This is a genomic window from Nocardia sp. NPDC051463, assembly GCF_040681975.1.
Taxonomy (GTDB): domain Bacteria; phylum Actinomycetota; class Actinomycetes; order Mycobacteriales; family Mycobacteriaceae; genus Nocardia.
Window position 1 is genome coordinate 1 of record NZ_JBFBAB010000025.1, and the last position, 22,743, is coordinate 22,743.

Annotated in this window: 21 protein-coding genes and 3 pseudogenes; 9 read left to right on the forward strand and 15 right to left on the reverse strand. The window is 66.5% G+C overall.

All coding sequences use genetic code 11. The features are described from left to right. Positions 1 to 131: 131 nt before the first annotated feature. Together AB0M74_RS26615 and AB0M74_RS26620 are read right to left on the reverse strand one after the other, a co-directional pair. Complete coding sequence (locus AB0M74_RS26615) at positions 132 to 2,525, reverse strand: transglycosylase domain-containing protein (protein WP_366529029.1); 2,394 nt, start codon at positions 2,523 to 2,525, stop codon at positions 132 to 134. A gap of 505 nt (positions 2,526 to 3,030) precedes the next feature. After that, entirely contained in the window at positions 3,031 to 3,447 is a 417-nt protein-coding gene (locus AB0M74_RS26620; RefSeq protein ID WP_366529030.1) for a DUF5318 domain-containing protein, read from the reverse strand. 115 nt (positions 3,448 to 3,562) lie between these two features. Between AB0M74_RS26620 and AB0M74_RS26625 the strand changes: the two are divergent. The 5 genes and pseudogenes from AB0M74_RS26625 to AB0M74_RS26645 all read left to right on the forward strand — a co-directional run. Beyond that, positions 3,563 to 3,766: pseudogene (locus AB0M74_RS26625) on the forward strand (DUF1707 domain-containing protein); the annotation flags it as partial. Positions 3,767 to 3,853: 87 nt separating this feature from the next. Further along, positions 3,854 to 4,681, forward strand: a pseudogene (locus AB0M74_RS26630) (DUF1707 domain-containing protein); the annotation flags it as partial. A gap of 7 nt (positions 4,682 to 4,688) precedes the next feature. Further along, the gene (locus tag AB0M74_RS26635; RefSeq protein WP_366529031.1) at positions 4,689 to 5,498 is read left to right on the forward strand and encodes a DUF1707 domain-containing protein; all 810 of its coding nucleotides are present in this window, start codon (positions 4,689 to 4,691) and stop codon (positions 5,496 to 5,498) included. A 126-nt stretch (positions 5,499 to 5,624) separates the two neighbouring features. Continuing rightward, on the forward strand, positions 5,625 to 6,182 hold the full coding sequence (locus AB0M74_RS26640; protein ID WP_328407431.1) for a PadR family transcriptional regulator: 558 nt from the start codon (positions 5,625 to 5,627) through the stop codon (positions 6,180 to 6,182). After that, positions 6,175 to 7,263 (forward strand): inositol-3-phosphate synthase, encoded by a 1,089-nt coding sequence (locus AB0M74_RS26645; protein ID WP_366529032.1) that lies wholly within the window; start codon positions 6,175 to 6,177, stop codon positions 7,261 to 7,263. The genes AB0M74_RS26640 and AB0M74_RS26645 overlap by 8 nt, the downstream gene beginning before the upstream one ends. A 390-nt stretch (positions 7,264 to 7,653) precedes the next feature. Here AB0M74_RS26645 and AB0M74_RS26650 read toward each other — a convergent pair whose 3' ends face one another. The 6 genes from AB0M74_RS26650 to AB0M74_RS26675 form a co-directional block, all read right to left on the reverse strand. Continuing rightward, positions 7,654 to 8,079 (reverse strand): GyrI-like domain-containing protein, encoded by a 426-nt coding sequence (locus tag AB0M74_RS26650; RefSeq protein WP_366529033.1) that lies wholly within the window; start codon positions 8,077 to 8,079, stop codon positions 7,654 to 7,656. 9 nt (positions 8,080 to 8,088) lie between these two features. Then, entirely contained in the window at positions 8,089 to 8,547 is a 459-nt protein-coding gene (locus tag AB0M74_RS26655; RefSeq protein WP_328407426.1) for an effector binding domain-containing protein, read from the reverse strand. Positions 8,548 to 8,730: 183 nt separating this feature from the next. Next, positions 8,731 to 10,998, reverse strand: coding sequence for a transglycosylase domain-containing protein (locus AB0M74_RS26660; RefSeq protein ID WP_366529034.1), 2,268 nt, complete (start codon positions 10,996 to 10,998; stop codon positions 8,731 to 8,733). A 169-nt stretch (positions 10,999 to 11,167) separates the two neighbouring features. Then, on the reverse strand, positions 11,168 to 12,028 hold the full coding sequence (locus AB0M74_RS26665; RefSeq protein WP_366529035.1) for a carbohydrate ABC transporter permease: 861 nt from the start codon (positions 12,026 to 12,028) through the stop codon (positions 11,168 to 11,170). Further along, on the reverse strand, positions 12,028 to 12,972 hold the full coding sequence (locus AB0M74_RS26670; RefSeq protein WP_366529119.1) for a sugar ABC transporter permease: 945 nt from the start codon (positions 12,970 to 12,972) through the stop codon (positions 12,028 to 12,030). The genes AB0M74_RS26665 and AB0M74_RS26670 overlap by 1 nt, the downstream gene beginning before the upstream one ends. Positions 12,973 to 13,088: 116 nt before the next feature. After that, a complete protein-coding gene (locus AB0M74_RS26675) occupies positions 13,089 to 14,390 on the reverse strand; it encodes an ABC transporter substrate-binding protein (RefSeq protein WP_366529036.1) in 1,302 nt (433 codons plus the stop codon). A 180-nt stretch (positions 14,391 to 14,570) separates the two neighbouring features. Between AB0M74_RS26675 and AB0M74_RS26680 the strand changes: the two genes are divergently transcribed. Continuing rightward, on the forward strand, positions 14,571 to 15,419 hold the full coding sequence (locus AB0M74_RS26680; RefSeq protein WP_366529037.1) for a DUF2786 domain-containing protein: 849 nt from the start codon (positions 14,571 to 14,573) through the stop codon (positions 15,417 to 15,419). Continuing rightward, positions 15,416 to 15,934 (forward strand): TIGR04338 family metallohydrolase, encoded by a 519-nt coding sequence (locus AB0M74_RS26685; RefSeq protein WP_366529038.1) that lies wholly within the window; start codon positions 15,416 to 15,418, stop codon positions 15,932 to 15,934. Before AB0M74_RS26680 ends, AB0M74_RS26685 begins: the two co-directional genes overlap by 4 nt. A 9-nt stretch (positions 15,935 to 15,943) precedes the next feature. Here AB0M74_RS26685 and AB0M74_RS26690 read toward each other — a convergent pair whose 3' ends face one another. The 4 genes and pseudogenes from AB0M74_RS26690 to AB0M74_RS26705 all read right to left on the reverse strand — a co-directional run bounded on the left by AB0M74_RS26690 (position 15,944) and on the right by AB0M74_RS26705 (position 18,418). Continuing rightward, complete coding sequence (locus AB0M74_RS26690) at positions 15,944 to 16,927, reverse strand: o-succinylbenzoate synthase (protein WP_366529039.1); 984 nt, start codon at positions 16,925 to 16,927, stop codon at positions 15,944 to 15,946. Between the two features lie 66 nt (positions 16,928 to 16,993). Further along, on the reverse strand, positions 16,994 to 17,170 hold the full coding sequence (locus AB0M74_RS26695; protein WP_366529040.1) for a hypothetical protein: 177 nt from the start codon (positions 17,168 to 17,170) through the stop codon (positions 16,994 to 16,996). 58 nt (positions 17,171 to 17,228) lie between these two features. Beyond that, a pseudogene (locus AB0M74_RS26700) lies at positions 17,229 to 17,798 on the reverse strand (NAD(P)H-binding protein); the annotation flags it as partial. Then, positions 17,795 to 18,418, reverse strand: a complete 624-nt coding sequence (locus tag AB0M74_RS26705) for a TetR family transcriptional regulator (RefSeq protein ID WP_366529041.1) — start codon at positions 18,416 to 18,418, stop codon at positions 17,795 to 17,797. The gene AB0M74_RS26705 and the pseudogene AB0M74_RS26700, both read right to left, overlap by 4 nt. A gap of 49 nt (positions 18,419 to 18,467) precedes the next feature. Between AB0M74_RS26705 and AB0M74_RS26710 the strand changes: the two genes are divergently transcribed. After that, the gene (locus AB0M74_RS26710) at positions 18,468 to 18,833 is read left to right on the forward strand and encodes a hypothetical protein (protein WP_366529042.1); all 366 of its coding nucleotides are present in this window, start codon (positions 18,468 to 18,470) and stop codon (positions 18,831 to 18,833) included. A gap of 79 nt (positions 18,834 to 18,912) precedes the next feature. Here the strand turns inward: AB0M74_RS26710 and AB0M74_RS26715 are convergent, their stop codons facing one another. Beyond that, positions 18,913 to 20,082: a thiolase family protein gene (locus AB0M74_RS26715; protein ID WP_366529043.1), complete on the reverse strand. Its 1,170-nt coding sequence runs from the start codon at positions 20,080 to 20,082 to the stop codon at positions 18,913 to 18,915. Between the two features lie 113 nt (positions 20,083 to 20,195). Between AB0M74_RS26715 and AB0M74_RS26720 the strand changes: the two genes are divergently transcribed. Further along, complete coding sequence (locus AB0M74_RS26720) at positions 20,196 to 20,702, forward strand: helix-turn-helix domain-containing protein (RefSeq protein ID WP_366529044.1); 507 nt, start codon at positions 20,196 to 20,198, stop codon at positions 20,700 to 20,702. 21 nt (positions 20,703 to 20,723) lie between these two features. On the opposite strand, the gene AB0M74_RS26725 is transcribed toward AB0M74_RS26720, so the two are convergent. Both AB0M74_RS26725 and ugpC read right to left on the reverse strand, forming a co-directional pair. Beyond that, entirely contained in the window at positions 20,724 to 21,371 is a 648-nt protein-coding gene (locus AB0M74_RS26725; protein ID WP_366529045.1) for an NAD(P)-binding domain-containing protein, read from the reverse strand. Between the two features lie 105 nt (positions 21,372 to 21,476). Next, the gene (gene ugpC, locus AB0M74_RS26730) at positions 21,477 to 22,550 is read right to left on the reverse strand and encodes a sn-glycerol-3-phosphate ABC transporter ATP-binding protein UgpC (protein WP_366529046.1); all 1,074 of its coding nucleotides are present in this window, start codon (positions 22,548 to 22,550) and stop codon (positions 21,477 to 21,479) included. Positions 22,551 to 22,743: the final 193 nt, after the last annotated feature.

The window sequence follows — 22,743 nt, forward strand, 5'->3', positions numbered from 1 at the left end:
AAAACGCTCGACTGGGATACCCCAGCCGAGCGCCTGCGTGATCTACTCACCGCCTAACACCAGGCAGTGTTGCGACGACCCCTTGAAACCGCCCTGGGAACGGGCCTGTTGGCTGCTACGTCGCGGAACAACTACCGGTTACGTGTCGGCCGGGTCTCGTTACCCGACTGTCCCTCATCGGAATTGCCATAGCCGTTCCCGTTCCCGCCAGGACGTGGTGCGCCGGTCGCCGTCGGTGACGAGCCGTCGGCAGGCGCCACCGGCTGTCCAGGCAGCGGCCCTTGTCCGTTTTCCTGATGCTGCGGCGATCGCTGTTGTGGTTGTGGCTGTGGCTGCACGCCGGGTACCGGGATGGTGATGCCGGGCAGGATCTCGACCTGGCTCGGCACGACCACCACCGGCGGCAGGAACGGTGCGTCGGTCGTCGACGGCGCGGTGTAGGGCGCGCTCCACTCCGGAACACCGGCTTGGCCCTTGATGGGGGCCGGCTTCGGGAAGGTCTCGTTGGTGGTGCCCTGCAGGGCACCGTCCATGGTGGCCTTCCAGATGTCCGACGGCAGACCGGAGCCGTAGATCATGCCGCCGCTGTAGTTGCGCAGCTTTGTGTTGTCGACGCTGCCCACCCAGACCGCGGTCGCCAGCGACGGTGTGTAGCCGACCATCCAGGCGTCCTGGTTCTCGCCGGTATCGCCGAGCTGCGCGGTGCCGGTCTTGGTCGCCGACTCGCGTCCGTTGGCCAGGTTGTGGTTGCGCGACCAGGCGGCGATGGGCTTCATCGCCGCGGTCACGTTGTCCGCCACCGCCGCGGAAACTCGGCGCTCGCCCGCGACTTCACCGCGGTCGAGCAACACCTGGCCCTCGGCGGTCACCACCTTCGTCACGAAGTGCGGTGCGTGGTAGATGCCGGAGGCCGCCAAAGTCGCATAGGCCGAGGCCATGTCGAGCGGGCGCGCCTGGTACTGGCCGAGCACGATGCCGTTGTTCGGGCCGGAGCCGTCGGACTCGGTCAGTGTCTTGCCGACTCCCGGGATGGTTTCGGGGATGCCGAGCTTGTGGGCCATGTCGGCGATCTTCTGCGGGCCGTTCTGCATGTCCATCTGCATGCGGTAGAAGCTGGTGTTGAGCGAGCGCTTGAGTGCCTCCGCGATGGTGCACATGCCGCACTGCTCGCCCTCGACGTTGGTGATCTTGATGCCGTTGACCGTCACCGGTGAGCTGTCGTACATCTGTGACAGCGGGATGCCGAGCTCGAGGTTTTCCGCGAGGCCGAAGACCTTGAACGACGATCCCGGCTGTAGACCGGCGTTGGCGAAGTCGTAGCCCTGGCCGTCGTTGCCGCCGTAGTACGCGCGTACCGCACCGGTGCGCGGATCGACCGATACCACCGCGGTCCGCAGCTGCTCCGGCTCACCCTCCATCTTCTTGGTCGCCGCATCGACGGCGGCCTGCTGCGCCTTCGGATCGATCGTGGTGGTGATCGAGAGGCCTGCGGTGTTCAACTGCTGCTCGCTGATGCCCGCGCTGTTCAGCTCCTTGAGCACCTGCGTTTTGATCAGGCCCTCCGGCCCGGTGTCCAGGGTCTTGTCCTTGGTGGTGGACAGCGGCACCACCTGCGGGAACTGAATACCTTGGCGCTCTTCGGCCTTGAGGTTGCCGCCGGAGACCATCCCGTCGAGCACGTAACTCCAGCGCGTTCGCGCGCCCTCGGGATTCTTCTCCGGGTCCAGACCAGAGGGCTGCTGGATGGTGGCGGCGAGCACCGCGCCCTCGGACGCGGTCAGCTCCTGCACCGGCTTGCCGAAGTAGGCCTTCGCCGCCGCGTCGATGCCGTAGGCGCCGCGGCCGAAGTAAATGGTGTTGAGGTAGGCGGCGAGGATCTCGTCTTTGCTCCACTGCCGCGCCATCTTCGCCGAGATGACAAGTTCGTGCATCTTGCGGGTGAGCGAGCGTTCGTCACCGACCAGCGCGTTCTTCACGTACTGCTGGGTAATGGTCGAACCACCACCGGCACTTTCCTTGCCGAGGACATTGTCCCTTGCGGCGCGGGCGAAACCGGAGATGGAGAAGCCCGGGTTGGTGTAGAAGTCCCGGTCCTCGGCGGCGATCACCGCGTTGCGTACATGCGGCGGAATCTGTTCGATGGTCACGTCGGTGCGGTTGCCTTCGGGCGGGACGACCTTGCTGAGCACCGTGGAGCCGTCGGCCGCGTAGATCAGTGCGACCTGGTTGGTCTTGAGATCGCCTGGCTTCGGCACCGAGACGGTCGTATAGGCGACCAGGAAGATGGCGCTGGGCACCAGAATGGCCAGTGCGAGGCCCACGTAGCACACCCGACGCACGATCCGCCATGGCGACTTTCTCTTCTTCGCGCCGGGCCCGCGCCTGCCGGGCCCGTCGGAACCGTCGTCACCGCCACCGGTGCGGCGCGGCGGCGGTCCGGACGGTGGTGCGCCCGCGGGCCGGACACGGCGCTCGCCGTTGGGGCCGGTGCCGGGAGCGCCGTCGGTGCGGGTGGGCCGATCCACGGCAGGCCGCGGACCGGTGGCCGGTCGCGATCCAGTCGGCGCCCCGGAGCGACGGTTGCGCTCGGCCACCGCCTCGGTCAGCGAACCGGGGCGCTGGATCTTATGAGTCGGCTGGACGGCATTGGGCGCGCCCGGGGGGACCGGACGACCCTGCGGCGGACGTTGTGGGGGCGGCGGTCCCTGGCGGCGCGGCGGCTGTGGGCCGCGCGGCTCGCCCGGGTAGGGGCCACCCTGCGGCTGCGGGCGCGGTCCACCGGGCGGCGGGCCCGGCCGTGCGCCACCGGGTGGGGGCCCGGCCGGCCGCTGATTCGGGTGTGGAGGTTGTGAACTTCGCGGAGTACGGCCGCCGTGCGGTTCATCGCCGTAGGGGGAAGTCTCGTAGGGCGAATTCACTGACAAGATCTCCATAACTCGTAACGGTCTGAATGGCTCGATGCGGCCGTGATCACCGCGGCGGACGCGTGCAGGCTCCGCATGTCATCCAACGGGTAGACGACCTGGCACATTATTCGGCAGCGCGCCGGTTTGCCCTGGTACCTGTGCGACGGCGCGTTGGCGCCGGAGCGGTACCGAGCACGTAGGACTGCACCAGATGATTCCAGCTGCAGCTCCGGCATACCTCGACGACATGGACGGAGAACTCCTCGCGACTCTCGGCGAGCCGCACCAATTCCTCCGGCGTGCGAGCCGAACCTGCCATAGCTCCGACGCCGTCGCCGTAGACCCAGGATACGAGCGTGAGTTGTTCTTTCCGGCAGATAGGGCATGTGACCTCGCTCCCCCGGCCGTGGAACTTCGCCGCACGCAGCAGGTAGGGATTCGCATCACACACCTCGGCGACACCGACACGGCCCGCATAGACGTCAGCCAGCAGCGACCGACGCCGGAGCGCATAGTCGACCACTTGCCGCTGAATTCGCACGAGAACCAGAGTAGCGGTGATGCCAACGGGCCGCGTCGGGCAATGCGGGATTGCCGGGCCGGTAACCGGGCCCGAACGGGGGCGTCGAGGGGTGTGAGCCGACTACTATTCGGCTGTGTCCTCAGCATCATCCGGGCGCACGCGAGCGCGTGACCTCGACCGCGTGAATACCTGCGGCGTGCTGGATGCCGCGTATGCCGAAGGACAGCTCGGCGCCGACGAATATCACGACCGAACGGCGCAGGTCACGGCGGCGAAGACGCTCGGTGAGTTGGCGCGGGTCGTCGGCGATCTGCAAGTGCCGACAGCGGTCGGCGATCTCGATGCGGCCCGGCCCACCCCGCCGCGAAATCGGTTGCGCCGTCTCAGATCCGAGGATGGTTATCCCGGTCACACTCGGGCAGGCGACCGCGATCGCGCCACCACCATCGAGCTGCTGGACAGTGGGCGCCGCGACGGGCAGCTCAGCGAGGAAGAACACGAGACACTCACCGAGCTGGCGGCAGCGGCCACCACACTGGGAGATCTGGCCGGACTCGTCGAGGATCTACAGCGACCCGCCGATGCGACGCCGCCGGCGCGGCCGCCGCACTCGAGTCGACTGCGGTGGTACTTGGTCGCGGTCTCAGCGGCCATTGCCTGCGCGGCAGCCGCCGGGTTCGTGCTGACCAGCGGAGTCTCGCGAACCGAAGCAGCGCCCATAACATCCGTCGCCGCCTCCGCACCCGATCTGGGCGCTGTCCCACCCGTGGTGATTGCGACGCCGAATATCCTTACCGCCGAGGGTCTTACGCTGTTCGTGCAGCGGTACCGAGAGAAGTTCGGCGACCTGTACATCGACGAACTGACGCTGTTCGACGAATACGCTCGTATCTCCCGTGCGGTGCCCGGTCAGCCGAACCGGATGGTCACCTATGACTATCGCGGCGGATTCCAGCAGAGCGGCGCGGTCACCGGCCGCAAGGCCGACACGGCTGCCGCCGATCTGGCCGAGCTGAATCTGGCGGCGCTGTCCGACGCGCTTGCGAAAGCGCCGGACATCCTGCGGGTGCCCGGCGGCGCTGTGACCCAGATGGCGGTCGAGGTCAACGATTCCGGCGCCTCCAGCTATTACGGCATCGCCAAGGGTCGGCCGTTCGTCTCGATCTATGCGGGCAACAAGTTCAACGAGTCCGGCCACATGATTCTGACCCCGGCCGGCGAGGTCACTCGTGCGTGGCCGTTCGGAAGATGACCGGGTAATGGCGACAACGCGCTACAGCGGAATCCGGGCCCGCGACACCGATCGCGCGGATGTGTGCGGCCTGCTCGACGCGGCACTGGCCGAGGGCCAGCTGACCGATGACGAGCACACCGCGCGCACCGCGAAGGCCATGCGGGCCACGACCTTCGGCGAGCTGGACGAGGTTGTCGGGGATCTGCAGATCCCCGACAACCTCGTCGATGCTCCGGTGGTCCGGGTGGATCGCCGCCGCCCTCGGCGCTGGATCGTGCCGTTGGCCGGCATCATCGCTGCCGCGGTTTTCGGCGCAGCGGTCGGTGGCATCACCCGGTGCGCGGCCGACGGTCCCGGGTCGCTCGGGTCCTCCGAGCACGTGCCGATGCTCACCACCGGTGCGGGGCTCGCGTACTTCATCGCCGAATATCGCGCCGAATTCGGCGATACGAAGGTCGACAAGGTGACGCTGTATCCCGAATACGTGCTCTTCGAACGGCAGGCGGCCGACAACGCGACGGTGACCGCACGCTATTTCTATGACGGAAGTTTCCGGAAGCCGACGACGGCCACCGGCCGCAAACCCGATGTGCGCACCCTGGACCTCGCCGCCATGGATGTGCGTGCGCTCGCGGGGCTGCTGGCGGGCGCTGTGCAGACGACGAAGACGCCGGGCGGCACCGTGACCCATGCCGGTGCCGAGTTCGATTCCAGCGCCCCCGCCGATGCCGAGCCCGTCCTCGAGATTTACACGAAGAACGAGGCCGATGCCTCGGGCTTCCTGACCGTGACGTTCAGCGGAGAGCCGCTCCGGGTCTCCACCCCCAGCCACTGACGCTCTCGCCACCTGCGCAAACACTTCATCTGCCCGCAAAGGCTGTCCCCGGTTATATCGCTCCGATATAGTCAGAAGTCGCATCCATCGGTTAGGTCTGTACACAAGTCAGGGAGGTGAAGCCCGATGCTAGAGCTGGCAATTCTCGGGCTGCTCCTCGAATCGCCCATGCACGGGTATGAGCTGCGCAAGCGGCTCACCGGGTTGCTCGGGCCGTTTCGGGCCTTCTCCTACGGGTCGCTCTACCCGACGCTGCGCCGAATGCAGGCAGACGGGCTGATCGCGGAGGAGAACGCCGCAGGCGTCGCTATGCGCCGGGCGCGGCGGGTCTACCAGCTGACATCGACCGGGCGGGAGCGGTTCACCGAGCTGCTCGCCGACACCGGACCGCAGAACTACACCGACGACGGCTTCGGCGTACACCTGGCGTTTTTCAGTCGCACCCCCGCGGAAGCGCGGATGCGAATTCTGGAGGGCAGGCGGCGTCAGGTCGAGGAGCGCCGAGAAGGGCTGCGGGAGGCGATAAAAAAGGCCAGCGGGTCGCTGGATCGCTATACCCGTCAACTCCACCAACTCGGTCTGGAATCAAGCGAGCGCGAAGTGCGCTGGCTCAACGAGTTGATTGCCGCGGAGCAATCGACGAATGCGGCACCACAGAAAGAGGGAAACATCGGCCATGACTGAAACGAACCAGGCTGACACAGTTCGCGTGGCCATCGTGGGCGTGGGCAACTGCGCTTCTTCTTTGGTCCAGGGCGTGCAGTACTACAAGGACGCCGACGACACCGCGACCGTGCCGGGCCTTATGCACGTCAAGTTCGGCAAGTACCACGTCCGCGACGTCAAGTTCGTCGCTGCCTTCGACGTCGACGCCAAGAAGGTCGGCTTCGACCTGTCCGAGGCGATCTTCGCCAGCGAGAACAACACCATCAAGATCTCCGATGTGCCGCCGAGCGACGTCGTCGTGCAGCGCGGCCCGACCCTCGACGGCATCGGCAAGTACTACGCCGAGACCATCGAGCTGTCGGAGGCCGAGCCGGTCGACGTAGTCAAGGTGCTGAAGGACAACAAGGTCGACGTCCTGGTGTCCTACCTCCCGGTGGGCTCGGAACAGGCCGACAAGTTCTACGCGCAGTGCGCCATCGACGCGGGTGTCGCCTTCGTCAACGCGCTGCCGGTGTTCATCGCCTCGGACCCCGAGTGGGCCGCCAAGTTCACCGATGCCGGTGTTCCGATCGTCGGCGACGACATCAAGAGCCAGGTCGGCGCGACCATCACCCACCGTGTGATGGCCAAGCTGTTCGAGGACCGCGGCGTCCAGCTCGACCGCACCATGCAGCTGAACGTCGGCGGCAACATGGACTTCAAGAACATGCTCGAGCGGGAGCGCCTGGAGTCGAAGAAGATCTCCAAGACCCAGGCCGTCACCAGCAACCTGAAGAAGGAACTGGGCGCCAACGATGTGCACATCGGCCCGTCCGATCACGTCGGCTGGCTCGACGACCGCAAGTGGGCCTACGTCCGGCTCGAGGGCCGTGCCTTCGGTGACGTGCCGCTGAACCTGGAGTACAAGCTCGAGGTGTGGGACTCGCCCAACTCCGCAGGCATCATCATCGACGCCGTGCGCGCTGCCAAGATCGCCCTCGACCGCGGCATCGGCGGACCGGTCATCCCGGCCTCGGCCTACCTCATGAAGTCCCCTCCCCAGCAGCTGGCCGACGACATCGCCCGCACCCAACTCGAAGCGTTCATCATCGGAGCTTGAGTTTTTGGCAGCGCCTTCGGCGCTGCGGGTTCGCGGCCCCCTTGGTGTCGCTTCCGAGCCGTCGAGACTCGCGCCTTCGGCGCGTGCGCTTCGACGGCTCGGAAGCGAGACGGGCCGCGAACTCTCATGCTCGGTCTCGCTGCGCTCGGAAGGCACAATTGTGCCGAGTGGGGCTGGTAGCTGAGCATGCGACCTTGGGGGCTGCTCGGGAGGTGTGAAAGGCCGGGAACTCCAGCGGCTCTCGCTTCGCTCGGGAGGTGTCATCACGCTGAGCGGGTGCGGTGGTGCGGATCTCGCGCGGGGGTGCCTTTGCCGGTGGGTAGGGCAGCGTACAAACAATTGAGGGCTGGGTGCGGATATCCGCACCCAGCCCTCAATTGTTTGGAGCAATCAGTCCAGTGAGACGTAGACCTCTACCGAGGTCGGGCCCGTGTAGCGTTCGATCTCAGCGGTGTGGGAGCGGGTGATGGTGCCCGCGCTTTCGGCCTTGCGGACCTGGGCCCATGCGGTGCGCAGCAGGTCGTAGGGCTTGTCGGAGACGACGAATTTCGCGTAGCGGCCCTGGGGCACTCGGGTCACGACGTCGCCCGCGTCCATGTCATCCATCGCCGCGACCTCATATCCGAGCACGGCGACCGCGTGATCGTTCTGGCCGATGTAGGCGGCTACGCGCGGCACGTTCTTCTCCCGTGCCAGGTATCTGTCCCAGGTGAAGTTCACCAGGTCCAGGTCGCGCGCGCTCACCTCGCGACCGGCGAGCGGCACCGTGAGTCCGGCGACCAGGCTCTCATCCAATGTGACTATCTCGAAGTCCACAGCCCGTTCCTACTCGTCGATCTGATCGTCTGCCAATGCCACGAACACCTCGACCGTGCGGGCATCCGGATAGTGTTCCGAATCGCCGGTGTAGGCGCGCACGAACCGGCCCGCGGCCTCCGCGTCCCACACCGCGCGCCAGATCGACACGATGGTGTCACCGAGGTTGTCCCCGCTCGCCGTGAACCGGGCGAATCTGCCCGCGGGTACCCGCGCGAGCACATCACCGGGTAGCAGGTCGGCCAGGGACCGGCAGCGATAGCCGACGATGTGGGTTAAATACGAGTTGATCTCGGGCGCGTGGTCGACATATGCGGTCGTCGGCGGCCCGGGCAGCGAACGAGCCAGATTGCGCTTCCACGCTTCTTCGACCCTCGCGCGGCGCGGCCCTTCGACCGCGAGCGCGGGGCTGCGAAGTACTGTTCCCGCCACCAGCGTCTCGGGACGGTCAACGACATTGAAATCCACCGGCGTAGCCCCTATGTCTAGTCTTTCGTCGTCGCTCGAGCGCATATCCTTCCGCATCGTGCCTGCGGCATCGGCGTCGACCCGGTTCGGTGCCGGGTCGCTGCCCTCGCTTTCGCTCTCACTCTGGCAAACGATGCTGCCACGTCATCCGTTCCCGGTGGGAGCGTGGGCGCACATTCGACATCATCCCGGTACCGGGATGCTCAATCCTGGGAAAATATCCGCCGGTTTGGGGTCCTGTGGCGCGGGCGGGATCACGATGAGCGGCTCCTGCGACTGGCTCTTCGGCGGATTCAGAATGTCGTAGCTACCACCGGAGGGTTTGCTCGCCCCTTGGCCGCCCGCGGCGGGGAATTGCTCGACCGGTGTGCCGTCGAGCGCGTCGTCCATCGTCTGTTTCCAGATGTCGGCGGGCAGTCCGGAACCGTAGATGTCGGCTCCGCGCGCGGTCTGGATCGGCTGGGATTGTTCGGTGCCGACCCAGACCGCGGTGGACAGCGACGGGGTGAAGCCGATCATCCACGCGTCCTTGTTCGACTTCGTGTCGTTGAGTTGGGTGGTGCCGGTCTTGGCGGCCGAGGGGCGGTCGCCGGACAGGTTGTGGCCGTTCGAATACGCAGCGATGGGTGCCATCGCCTGGATGGTGCCATCGGCGACGGCGCGCGGGATGCGTTGCTGTCCTGGCGGCTGCTGCTTGCCGACCTGTTGTTCGGGCGCACCGCGGTCCAGCAGCACCCGGCCGTCGCCGGTCACCACCCGCTGCACGAAGTAGGGCTGATGGTAGACACCGGAATCGGCGATCGTCGCGTATGCGGAGGCCATGTCGATGGGGCGAACCAGATACTGGCCCAACACGATTCCGTTCAGTGGATAGCCGTCCTCCTCGGCGAGTGTGCTGCCTGCCACTCCGGGGATCTCCTCCGGGATGCCCGCTTGATGGGCCGCGTCCGCGATGGCTTTCGGTCCGTCGAACATCGTCATCGTCAGCCGGTAGAAACTGGTGTTCAGCGACCGCTTCAAGGCTTCGGCCATGGTGCACCTGCCGCACGATTCGCCGTCCACGTTGGTGATCTTGGTGCCGTGGTCGGTCACCGGTGAACTGTCGAGCATGCGCGAGAGCGGAATGCCCTGCTGCTGTGCGGCGATCACCGCGAACACCTTGAATGCCGAACCGGTCTGCAGCGGTGCCTGGGCGAAGTCGTAGCCGAGGCCGTCGTTGCCGCCGTAGTACGCGCGTACCGCCCCAGAACGCGGGTCGATCGATACCACCGCGCTGCGCAGCTCGGGCGGCTGCGGATCGAGCCGGTTGTGTACCGCGCCCAGCGCGGACTGCTGGGCCCGCACATCGATGGTGCTGGTGATCTGCAGCGCACCGGTGTTCAGGTCCCGCTCGCTGATCCCGGAGGTGCGCAACTCGCGCAGCACCTGCGCGCGGATCAGGCCCTCCGGACCTCGGGCCACGTTCTCGTCGGGGATTTGGGAGATCGGGACGATCGGCGGGAACACCGTCGCGTCGCGGTCGCCCGGCGCGAGCACCCCCATCTCGACCATGCCGTTCAGCACGTACTTCCAGCGGGTCGTGAGCTCGGGGAGATGGGTTTCCGGGTCGAGGATCGAGGGCGTGCGGATGACCGCGGCGAGCACCGCGCCCTCGGCCAGGGTCAGCTGTGGCACCGGCTTGTCGAAGTAGGCCCTCGCCGCCGCGGCGACGCCGTAGGCGCCCCGCCCGTAATAGATGGTGTTGAGATAGGCGGCGAGGATGTCGTCCTTGCTCCACTGCCGCGCCATCTTCGCCGCGATGACCAGCTCGCGCATCTTCCTGGTGAGGGTGCGTTCGGAGCCGAGGAAGGCGTTCTTCACATACTGCTGGGTGATGGTGGAACCGCCGCCTGCGTCCTCGCGTCCGAGCAGGTTGTTGCGAGCGGCGCGCAGGAATCCGGAGGTCGAGTATCCGGGGTTGCTGTAGAAATTGCGATCCTCGGCCGAGAGCACCGCCTCGCGCATCGGTTTCGGTACGTCGCTCAGCGGTACCGGGGTCCGATTGCCTTCGGGGGGAACAACTTTGGCGATGACCGTAGTCCCATCCGCGGCGAGGATGGTGGCGATCTGGTTGGTCTGCACTGATGTCGCATCGGGGATCTCCGCGCTCCAGTAGACGAGCACGCAGAGCACCGACGGCACCGCGACGAAGATGACGAACAGGGCGAGCAATAGCCGCCGGAATCGTTCGCCGCGGGTGCGTGGTGGCCGTTCGGCGGGGGTGGGGACCGGCTTGGCCGGTGTGGTCCTACGGCGTGATCTCGGCGGGCGAGTGGACCGCTTGCGGTCGGCGGAGGTGGCCGTCCGCTCGTTCCATCCGGCGATGGAGGCATAGGGTACGGCCGACGGCTTGCGCCGCGCGCGCCGGGGATTACCGCGTCTTCGCCGCTTGCCGAACGAGCTCACGATCATCTCCTCCTGGAGCGTCGGTCGAACTCACCTGCACGGAACGATCGGAAACCGGGCTACAACCCTGGTAAATGCTGTCCCCACCAGGCCCCAGCGAGCCGCGATCATATCACCGCAAGCCTGTCCGAGCATTCCGTTCGGCCAGCAGCGCCGCAGGCGCTGCGAATCACTTTCAGCTCTTGACGCCGCCCGCGGTGAGACCGGAGATGATGCGGCGCTGGAACAGCAGCACCATGATGACCAACGGTATGGTGACCATCGTGCCCGCGGCCATGATGGCGGCGTAGGGCTGCACCAGGGGGTTGTTGCCGGAAAAGCGCGCGATCGCGACGGTCACCGGTTCGGTCTTGTCACTGGAAAGCAGTCGCGCCAAAAGGTATTCGTTCACCGCGGCGATGAACGCGAGGATCGCGGTGGTGAACACCGCGGGCGCCGCCAGCGGCAGCATCACCAGCCGGAACGCCTGCAACTTGGTCGCGCCGTCGATGCGCGCGGCCTCCTCGAGCTCCCACGGCAGCTCCGCGAAGAACGACGCGAGGATGTAGACGGTCATCGGCAGCACGAACGAGATGTTCGGGATGATCATCGCCTGGTACTCGCCGATCCAGCCCAGATTGGTGAACAGCTGGAACAGCGGCGTGACCAGCACGACCACCGGGAACATCGAGGCGCTCAGGATCAACCCGGACACCAGGTACTTGCCCTTGAAGGTGAGCCTGGCCAGCGCGTAGGCGGCCAGCACGCCGAGCACCAGGGCGAACGCCGTGGTAGCCGCGCCGATGACCACGCTGTTGAGCAGCGCCTTGCCGAAATCGTTGCCGCGGCTGGTGTCGAAGGCGTTGCGGAAGTTCTCGAACGTGAGATGGGTTGGCCACGGGGTGTTGTCGAAGGTGAAGTCCGGATCGCGGAATGCCGTGACGGCCATCCAGTAGAACGGTCCGAGACCCCACACCAGCACGATCAGCGCACCGAGGTACAGCCGCACGGAACCGAGCCGTTTGGTCCAGGGGGTTGTGGTGGTCGTGGTGGCCATCAGTGCGCCTCCCGCTGTTGTTCCTGGGTCCGAACGGCATTCGCGCCCAAGACCTTCACCAACAGGAACGCCACCGCGAAGATGAGCAGGAAGGTGATCGTCGACAATGCGGCCGCACTGTTCGGACCTTGCCGAACCTGTTCGACCACCAGCGCGGAGATCGGGCGGGTCGCCGGGTTGCCGAGCGTCATGATCGCGGGCAGGTCGTAGAGGCGAAGTCCGTCCATCGTCCGGAACAGCACCGCGACCAGCAACGCGGGCTTGAGCAGCGGCAGGGTGATCTGGGTGAAGCGCTGCCAGGCCGATGCGCCGTCGACCTTGGCGGCCTCGTAGACGTCGGCCGGGATTACCTGCAGGCCTGCGAGCAGCAGCAAGGCCATGAACGGCGTGGTCTTCCACACGTCGGCGGCGATCACCGCGAACCGCGCGGGCCACGCCTCGGAGGTCCACAGGATATGCGTGCCGAGCAGCCGGTTCACCACCCCGTCGTACTGGAACATGAACTCCCACAGTCGTGCGGTCACCGCGGTCGGGATCGCCCACGGAATGAGCACCGCCGCCCGCAGCAGGGCCCGGCCACGGAAGGTCTTTCCCATCACCATCGCCATGCCGAGGCCGAGTGTCGCCTCGAGGGTCACAGTGATGACCGTGAAGAACAGCGTCACGCCGATGGCGAGCCAGAACTGCGAGCCGAGGTTGCCGGTGGGGCAGGACACCGTCTCGCCGCCTGCCTGACACTGCTGCAACAGCCAGTGGGTGTAGTTCGAGAATCCGGCGCTACCGCCCTCGACGAACATCCCGGTCGCCGGATCCAACCCGGCATCCTTCTGGAACGACATGTAGACCGCCCGGAACACCGGGTAACCGACGACGACGGCCAGCGTTATCAACACCGGCGTGACGAATAGCCACGCCTTACCGGAACTCCGAAGCTGCAAAGCCAATGTTCCACCGAACCCGCGCTTCGGCGGCAGGTCGCCGTCGCTCGACACGCGGGTGGTCGTTCCCGAAGGATCCGACACCGTATCTCTCTCCTACAGGGCTGGGCTGGTCCGGTTCGCTAGGAGCCGGCTGTCTCGATGCCCTTTTGCATACCGGTGATCGCGTCGTCGACCGACTTGGTTCCGTTCAAGGCGGCGTAGGCGTTGTCCTGGATGGCCTTCGACACCGCGGGATAGAACGGAGTCACCGGGCGCGGCACTGCGCTGGCGATTGATTCCTTGAGTGCGGGCAGGAACGGCATCTTGGCGATGAGCGCCGGATCGTCGTACATCGATGCGCGCACCGAAGGCAGCGCGCCTGCGGCGACGATGTGTTGCGCGTCCTCGCTGATGAGGAAGCGAAGGAAGTCGAGCGCGGTGGCCTTGTTCTTGGAGAATGCGCTGATGGCGGCGTTGTAGCCGCCGAGGGTCGAGGCGCCGACGCCGTTCTCGCCTGGCAGCGGCGCAACCCCGAACTTGTCCTTCACGGCCGAGGATTCCGAGCCGGCGTCACCGAAGGTGGACGGCCAGCTGCGCAGGAACATCAGCTTGCCCTGGGTGAAGGCGGCGCCGCTCTCCGGCTCCTTGAAGGTGATCGCTTCCTTGGGGATATCGCCGCTCTTGTACGCGGCCACCAGCTGCTCGAGTCCGGCGCGCGACTGCGGGCTGTTCACCGTCGGGGTCTTGCCGTCGGCGCCGACGAAGGTGCCGCCGAAGGCGTTGATCACCTCGGCGGTGTTCACGGTGAGGCCCTCGTACGGTGCGAGTTGGCCCGCGTAGCAACCGATGTTGTTCTGCTTGGCGATCGGACACTGCGCCAGCATTTCGGTCCAGGTCTTCGGCGGGTTGGGCACCAGGTCTTTGCGGTAGAACAGCAGACCGCCGTTGGTGTTTCGGGGCGCCGCGTACAGGACGTTGTTGTAGGTGGCACTGGCGACCGGCGGCGAGAGCAGCGCGGAGGTGTCGATGGAGAAGGTATCCCGCAGTGGCTGGATCCAGCCCTTCGCGGCGAACTCGGCGGTCCACGGCACGTCCATGGCGAACACGTCGTAGCTGGACTGCTTGGAGCGCATGTGCTCGACGAGGTCGTCGTATTGCTGCGAGGCGTCGTTCGACTGCTCCTTGAACGTCACCTGCTCGTCGGGATGCGACGCGTTCCAGCGCTCGATCAACTGCTTGACCGCGCCCGTCTCGGTGGTGTCCTTGCCCTCGACGTAGGTGATCGGGCCGCGGCCGGTGAGGTTCTGGCCGGTCGGGTTGCCCCCGCTGTCGCTCGAGCACGCGGCCGTGAGCGTCGCCGTCAGCAGCGCCACCGAGGCAGCAGCCAGCGCCGCTCGAGGCATGAGCGACGAACGCAGGGACGACACCTTCTTCAAAGCCATCGCGAACACTCCAAGGGTCGAGACGTGAGCACCAGCACACCAACGGTGCACAACGCAAGATACATGGTGTTCATGTGACACGCCGGAATACGCCTACCGTTCGCGCGGTTGTATGGACGCTCGTCCAAGCGCGGGTCTGCGGCGTACTCGGTCCGGGGCGGCCTATTAGGCTTGTGCCCGATGACTTTGCCGAATGCGGTTCCCGACCGGATGCTCACCCGGATCGGTGGGCTGCTGCGCAAGGCCGAATCCACCGATAACGAACACGAGGCCGAGGCGTTCCTGGCGGCCGCGCAACGGCTGGCGACCAAATCCTCGATCGACCTGACGGTGGCTCGCTCGCACATCGCGGGACGCGAACGCAGGCCGACACCGGTGCATCGGATCATCCCGATCGGCCAGCCCGGCAAGAAGGGATTGCGCACCTACGTGCAACTGTTCGTCGCGATCGCGGCCGCCAACGACGTGCGCTGTGATGTTGCGCGGACCTCCACCCAGGTGTACGCCTACGGCTTCGATTCCGACATCGATACTTGCGAGGCCCTGTACGCGAGCCTGCTCGTGCAGATGGTGCGGGCGTCGGATCAATACATCAAATCGGGGCAGTATCGATCAGCGACGGTCGAGAAAGTAGTCATCGAAAAGCGATGGGGACGAAGGGTGCAACGCCGAGTGCAGGCTCCGGTGGCGGCGGTGACGGCCAGGCTGAACTTTCAGATGGCCTTCGCCGCGCGGATCGGGCGCCGACTGGCCGCGGTGCAGGCCGAGGTCGTGGCGGAAATCCTGCCGGACACCTCGGCGGCGGGCACCGCATTGGCTCTGCGCGACAAGGAAATCGAGCTCACCGACTTCTACTCGCAAACCTCCGAGGCCCGCGGCACCTGGCGTGGCCCACAGGCCTCGGCCGGACATTCGGCGGCAGCCCGCCGTGCGGGCGACGCGGCGGGTCGGGCGGCCAGACTCGGCACCTCGCCCGAACTCGGCGCCGCCCGCGGGCAACTGACACGGGGCGACGGCACCTCGTCATGAGCCCGCGAGACAGCCAGCGCGCCAAGGTATACGACGCCGAGCAGCTGGTGCGCGGGGTGTTCGACCGCGCCGACGAGCACGGCAATCGCACGGTCGAGCTCTACGGATCGCACCTGACGCTGCCCGTCGAGCGTCGCTTCGCGACGGTCGATTCGGTGCAGACCTATGCCAACAAGGTGCTCGGACTCAATTGGGTTCGTGCGCAGTGGGATCGATCCAGGGTGGCCGTGCGCGTCCGGTCGAGGGTCGGTACGACCGCCGCGCATTATGAGGTCGAAGACGCGGTTCTCGCGGTCCCGCTGCACACCGGAGGCACCGCGTGGGCGCTGCGCGAACTCGTTGTACTGCATGAACTCACTCACCACCTGGAGCCCGCACCCGCTTCGGTGGCGCCACACGGTCCGGAATTCTGTAGTCGCTATCTGGATCTGGTCGACGGTGTCATCGGACCGGAAGCGGCGTTGCTGCTGCGGGCGACGATGCTGGGGTGTGGTGTGCGGTGGGGGCCGGGCTGACTCGCAGCCTCAGGACAGCAGCTTGCGTACTCGGTCGAAGCGGTGGTGCCACCACGTGATCCGGTCCGGGTCGGGATGTCGATAGCGCTCGAGTAGCGCCGGGTCCGGTCGAGGCGGTGTCCGTGGCACGGGCAGGAAGCCCTCGACCGGACGCAGTGATTCGGCGACCACATCGCCCTCGAACAGGGAGGTCGTGCCGAGCCCGCAGGCGAAGTCGAGTTCGGGCAGTGCGCCGGCCAGGGCGAGCTGGGCGGCAAGGCCGATGCTGGTTTCCAGGGCGGAGGACACGACACCCGGCAGGCCCGCGGCCGCGGCGACCTGCAGCGCGCGTCGCACGCCACCCAGTGGCGTGCACTTGAGGATCGCGATATCGGCCGCGCCTGCGACGGCGACCCGCAGCGGATCCTCCGCCCGGCGAATGGATTCGTCGGCGGCGATGCGCACACCCACCCTGTGGCGCACCGCGGCCAGCTCCTCGATCGTCCGGCACGGCTGTTCGACATACTCCAAACCGCCTGCCGCCCTGTCGATCTTGCCGATATGGGCAATCGCGGTCTGCACATCCCACACCGCGTTGGCATCCACTCGGATCGCACCGTCGGTGCCGAGTGCCGATCGCACCGCCGCAACGCGGGCGAGGTCCTCGGCGAGCGATTCGGGATGGTCGGCGACTTTCACCTTGGCGGTGCGGCATCCGGACTTCTCCACGATGTCGTAGGCGCGCTCGGGGTCGACGGCGGGCACGGTGCAATTGATGGGGATGAGCTCCCGAACCGGTTCCGGCCAGCCCACCGTGACCTGCTCCACCGCCGTGGCGAGCCAGCCGGTCGCTTCGCGATCGTCGTACTCGGGGAAGGGACAGAACTCGCCCCACCCGAGCGGTCCACGCAACAGCATCCCCTCGCGCACCGTGATGCCGCGGAAGCGGGTCCGCAGCGGAATGGCGTACACAACGGTCTCGGTGATGGCGTCGGTGTCGGCGGTGGTCACCATCGTCACCATACGGATGGGGATCGACTACCTGTTCCGGCCTGGTGTCGATGAGTATTTCGCAACGCGTCAGCGAAAGTCGGCGACGTGGTCGATGGCCCAGTGTGCATATGTCCGCGCGGGTACACCGGTTACCGACTCGGAGGTGGGGCCGACCGACGCCGGCTCGGTGCCTGCTGCGGCCCACATGTCGAGCACCGGCTTGTACAGGGACTGCGCTGCCTGCTCGTAGCTCAGCTCGACCAAATTCCACCGCCGCGCCGATGGCCGCGGCGATGTGCTCGACCATGCTGCGTTGCGACAGCGACTCGGGTCCGGTCAGCGGATAGATCTTCCCCGCGTGCCCCGGCTCGGTGAGCGCGGCGACGGCCGCGGCCGCTATATCGGCCTCGTGGATGGGGTTCAGCTGCAAGCCGGGAAAGGGTAGGCGCGCAACCCGTTCCGACTTGATAGAGGACGCCCACCAGCGGGAGTTGGCCGCGAACGCGCCCGGGCGCAGTACGGTCAGCGGCAGGCCGGATTCCTGGAGCGGCCGCTCGACGGCGAGGTGGTGTGCGCCGATCGTATTGTCTTCGCTTTCCGCCGCGATCGACGACAGCAGCGCCACGTGTGCGACCCGGCCGGCCTGCGCGGTGTCGATGAAGTTCTCGATGCCTTCGGGCGCGGCGTACACGAAGGCCCGGTCGACGCCGTCGAGCGCGGCGGCCACCGACTCGGGGTCGGTCATGTCGAGGCCGACCAGCTCGACCCCGTCCGGCACGGTGGTCTCGGTCGGATCGGAACTGGCCGCCCGCACCGACTTTCCTACGGCGAGCAGCTGATCGATGACGGCACGCCCGACAATGCCGCGGGCGCCGGTGACGAGGTAGGTCACGGGGAGTCTCCTTCGAAATCTGGTGCACTGAGATGAGCGAGGATCCGGCGCAATTGCGCACCGTAGCGTTGTTCGAATTCCGGTGTCTGCGGATCGATCCCGAACAGTTCGCGGACCTGCGCGGGCAGCAGCAGCGGCGCGAGCACCATGCCCATCGTCGCGAGCTGGAACGACGCGAGGTCGAGATCGGCAGCGATCTCCCCGCGCTCCTGCCGCCGCCGGGTGATCTCCAGGTCGGCCTCGTGGATCGCCTTCGGTGTGGTGTCCGGCGCGTCGTTGGACAAACCCCGCCACATCAGCAGCCGGATGCCGCGCGGGTCGGCGAGGGCATGCTGCAGATATCGGGTCAGGACTTCGCCGAGTGGCAGCTCCGGGTCGGCGAAATCGGCTTCCTGCGCCAGCCATTGCCGCTGCAATGCCTGATAGAGCCCTTGTTTACCGCCGAAGTAGTAGGTGATCAGCTGCTTGTTGACACCGGCGCGCTCGGCGATGTCGCTGACTCGCGCTCCTGCGTACCCGTGCGCCGAGAACTCATCGAACGCGGCATCGAGCAGGCAGCGCTTGGTTCGTTCGGCATCACGTACGCGGGAGCCGGGCTCGGGGGCGCGATGTGTGGGCACGCGATCACGTTAACCGATAATTTTACAAATGGAAAGTTAATTTAGACGAATGGATGATTCGGTTGCCTTCGGTACCCGTCATGCTTGGGGTATGGCGTGGAATCGACGGCACCGGTTGCTGAATCCTGCGCGTGCGGTCATCGGTTCGCTGATCAGCATCGGATTCGCATGGACGACCGCCGCTTTCGTGCCGCTTTACGAAATCGTGGCGGATGCGGATGAAATGCGGCGGCTGTCGGTGGCCTATGGCGTCGCCTGGACCGGTATCGCACTGTCGTTGGTTTGCACGGCACTGCTCCTACTGACGGCACTGCGGGCACGCAGGCCCATCGGCTGGACGCCGCTCGTGGCACTGCCGCTGCTGGCCGGAGCCTGGGTCGCCGGTTTCCTGGTCGCGATCGCCGTCTCCGGGTGAACGACACGCCCGTCGCACCGAGTCGATGCGACGGGCAGTCGGTCCCGGGCGGTTGTCCGCAGGATCCGTAACCTTCGCGTCAGAGCCGCTCGAGGACGGTGGCGTTGGCCAGTCCGCCTGCCTCGCACATGGTTTGCAGGCCATAGCGCGCGCCGCGGTCCTGCATGGCATGGACCAGGGTGGTCATCAGGCGTGCGCCGGAGGCGCCGAGTGGGTGGCCGATGGCGATGGCGCCGCCGTTGACGTTCACCTTGCTCAGGTCGGCGCCGGTGTCGTGCGCCCAGGCGAGAACGACCGGGGAGAACGCCTCGTTGATCTCGATGAGGTCGATGTCCGAGAGCTGGAGACCGGCGCGTTGCAAGACCTTTCGGGTGGCCGGGATGACCGCGGTGAGCATGAGCAGCGGATCGTCGCCCGCGACCGCGAAGCTGTGCAGTCTGGCCAGTGGAGTCAGGCCGAGCTCGCGGGCGCGTTCGCCGGTCATGATCAATACCGCCGCGCTGCCGTCGCTGACCTGGCTCGCCGTTGCCGCGGTGATCTCCCATCCGATGTGCGGGAAGCGGGCGGCCATGGCCTCGTCGAAGTAGGCGGGACGCAGCGTGCCCAGGGTTTCCAGGGTGCTGCCGACGCGGATGCCTTCGTCGGTGTACAGGCCGTTGATCGGTGCGAGTTCCTTGGTGAACAGGCCGTTCTTCGTTGCCAGCGCGGCTTTTTCGTGACTGGCCAGCGCGAACTCGTCCAGCTGCGTGCGAGTCAGTCCCCATGCGGCTGCGATCAGCTCGGCGCTGATGCCCTGGGGGACGAGGCCATCGGGGTAGCGCTGCGCGAAACCGACACCGGACAGATCCTCGGATCCGATCAGGTTGGCGCCCATCGGAATTCGGCCCATCGACTCGACACCCGCGGCGACGACGATGTCGTAGGCACCGGCGATGACACCCTGGGCGGCGAAGTGGATGGCCTGCTGGCTGCTACCGCATTGCCGATCTATGGTGGTCGCGGGCACCGATTCCGGATAGCCGGCGGCCAGCGCGGCGCGGCGGGTCATATTGGCGCCCTGCTCGCCGACCTGGGTGACGATGCCGCCGATCACGTCGTCGATGAGCACCGGATCGATGCCGCTGCGGTCTACCACCTCGCGCAGGCTGTGCGCCAGTAGATCCACTGCGTTCACGTTGTGTAGCGCCCCGTTCGGCTTGCCCTTGCCGATCGGTGTGCGTACCGCCTCGACGATCACTGCGTCTCTCATGGTGGTTCCTTCCGGACCGTGAGCCGAACCCCTTCATCTGGCTCTATTGGCTTATAGTCAGGGTAACGTCTGGGTATAGTCAACTCAAGCCAGATGTCGCTATGATGTTCGTCATGGCAGCCGTGATGGAAGGACCGTTGGCGGATCTGAGCTCGTGGAAACCCGAGCATTGCTCGATCGCGAAAGCGATGGATCTCGTCGGCACCCGCTCGGCGGTGCTGATCCTGCGCGAGGCCTACTACGGCACCCGTCGCTTCGACGGATTCGCCGCACGGGTCGGCATCACCGATGCGGCAGCATCGGGCCAGCTCCGGAAGCTGACGGAGGCGGGTCTGCTGGCCAAGCAGCCCTACCGAGAAGCGGGCAGGCGCACGCGCCACGAGTATGTGCTGACCGATATGGGTCGCGACCTGCTACCCGCAGTGCTCGCGCTGATGCAGTGGGGCGACACCTACCTGCAGCCGGGACCGGCGCCGTTGCTGCTGGTAGAGGAGTCGAGCGGCGCGCCGGTCCGGGTTCAGGTTCGCAGCGGGACGGGCAATGAGATCGCGCTCGAGGAGCTCGGTATTCGGCTCAACCCGGATTACGCGCGCGGCGTCCGGGCCCGCGGGGCCGAGTAGCTGCGCCCGCCGGGTGGGTCCTCAGCCGGTGACGACCGCGTAGTTGATGTCCTCGGTGCCCAGCTTGCTGTGCAGCGACACCCACAACAGCACGAGTGGCTCGGTGCTGCGGGCGGTTTCGAGGGCGCCCAGATCGATGATCTGCTCGCTGGTCCAGCCGAAGGAATTGAGCAGAGCGGCCACTTCGGACTTGGCGGACTCGTCGTCGCCACTGAGAAACACGTGGTGCCGACCCGAAATTCGGGACGGGTCCACCATCAGCTGATTGTTCATGGTGTTGAGGGTTTTCACGACCCGCGCCGTGGGGAAAGCCTGCTGTAGCTGCTCCGCGACGCTGCCCGCCTCCGGGATGACCAGTTTGGGCGGAAACCCGCCGGAGAAGTCCAGCGCGTTCGAGACATCCACGACGACCTTGCCGCTCAGATTCGCCGCGCCCGCGGCGGTGAGCGCGGCCAGCGACACCGTGCCCGATGTCGCGTTGATCACCAGCTCGGCGTCCGCGGCCGCCTCGGCGAATGTGCCGTGTGCGCCGCCGGTCTCACCCGCCCACGCGGTGGCAGCGGCGTTATCGGCGGTGCGGGAGCCGAGCGTCACCGCGTGACCGAGCTCGACCAGCTTGCTCGCGAGCCGCCTGCCGACTTCTCCGGTGCCGAGGACCGCTACCTTCATTGCCTGCTCCTACCGAGTGGGGGACGTATCCGCGGACCCGAGTGTAGGAACGCCGTGCCCCGTTCACCAGCTGTTCCGCGTTGGGCGAACGGGGCTTTCGCGGGCTCAGCTGAGGCGGCGCCCGTCCGCGGCCGAGAAGAAGTAGGTGTGCTCGGCGGAGGTGGACAACCGCACCCGGTCGCCCTTCGCCGGCGGGCTACGCCAATCTGCCCGCGCCACAATGGTTTCCCCGGAATCACCGTCTACGGCACGGCCGTAGATGTAAGCGTCGGAGCCGAGCTCCTCCACCACGTCGACCTCCAACTCGATCCCCGTGTCACCGCCGAGCTCGAGATGCTCCGGCCGGATGCCGACGGCCACCGAGCCCTCGGCTGCGTCGGCGACCGAGCGCGGGACCTGCAGCGGGTGCCCGCCGAGGGACACCACGCCGTCGGCGACCGGCAGCGTGAACAGATTCATGGCGGGTGAACCCATGAACCCGGCGACGAACATATTCGCCGGATCCCGGTACAGATCGCGCGGCGTCGCGCACTGCTGCAGCAGCCCGTCCTTGAGCACCGCGACCCGATCGCCCATGGTCATCGCCTCGACCTGGTCGTGGGTGACGTACACGGTGGTGGTGGCGAGGCGACGCTGCAGCTGGGCGATCTGGGTGCGGGTCTGCACCCGTAGCTTGGCATCCAGGTTCGACAGTGGCTCGTCCATCAGGAACACCTGAGGCTGGCGCACGATAGCCCGGCCCATCGCGACGCGCTGGCGCTGACCACCGGAGAGCGCCTTCGGCTTGCGATCCAGATACGGCTCGAGGTCGAGCAGCTTGGCCGCCTCCAGCACCCGCTTTTCCTTCTCCGCCTTGGCGACCTTGGCCAGCTTCAACGCGAAGCCCATGTTCTCTGCGACGGTCATGTGCGGGTAGAGCGCGTAGTTCTGGAACACCATCGCGATATCGCGTTCCTTGGGCTCCGCGTGCGTGACATCGTTGTCGCCGATCAGGATTCGCCCGCCGTCGACCTCTTCGAGGCCGGCGAGCATACGCAGCGAGGTCGACTTGCCACAGCCGGACGGACCGACCAGAACGAGGAATTCGCCGTCCGCGATCTCCAGATCCAGTGCGTCGACGGCTGGTTTATTGCTGCCCGGGTAGAGCCGGGTAGCGCTTTCGAAGGTCACCGTGGCCACGGCAGATCACTTCCCTTCACCGGCAGGAACGTGCCGGACGATCCGAGTAGAGGGTTGAGCGGGAATAGTACTGGATCTGCTCAATTCGTGCTCGAAATGCTCGAGTCTGCGCGCTTGTGCTCAACCTGTGCAGTCGGTGACGACGCGGTGGTGCGGTCACTGACCGGACGTGTCGGTGTGTTCTCGACATTGC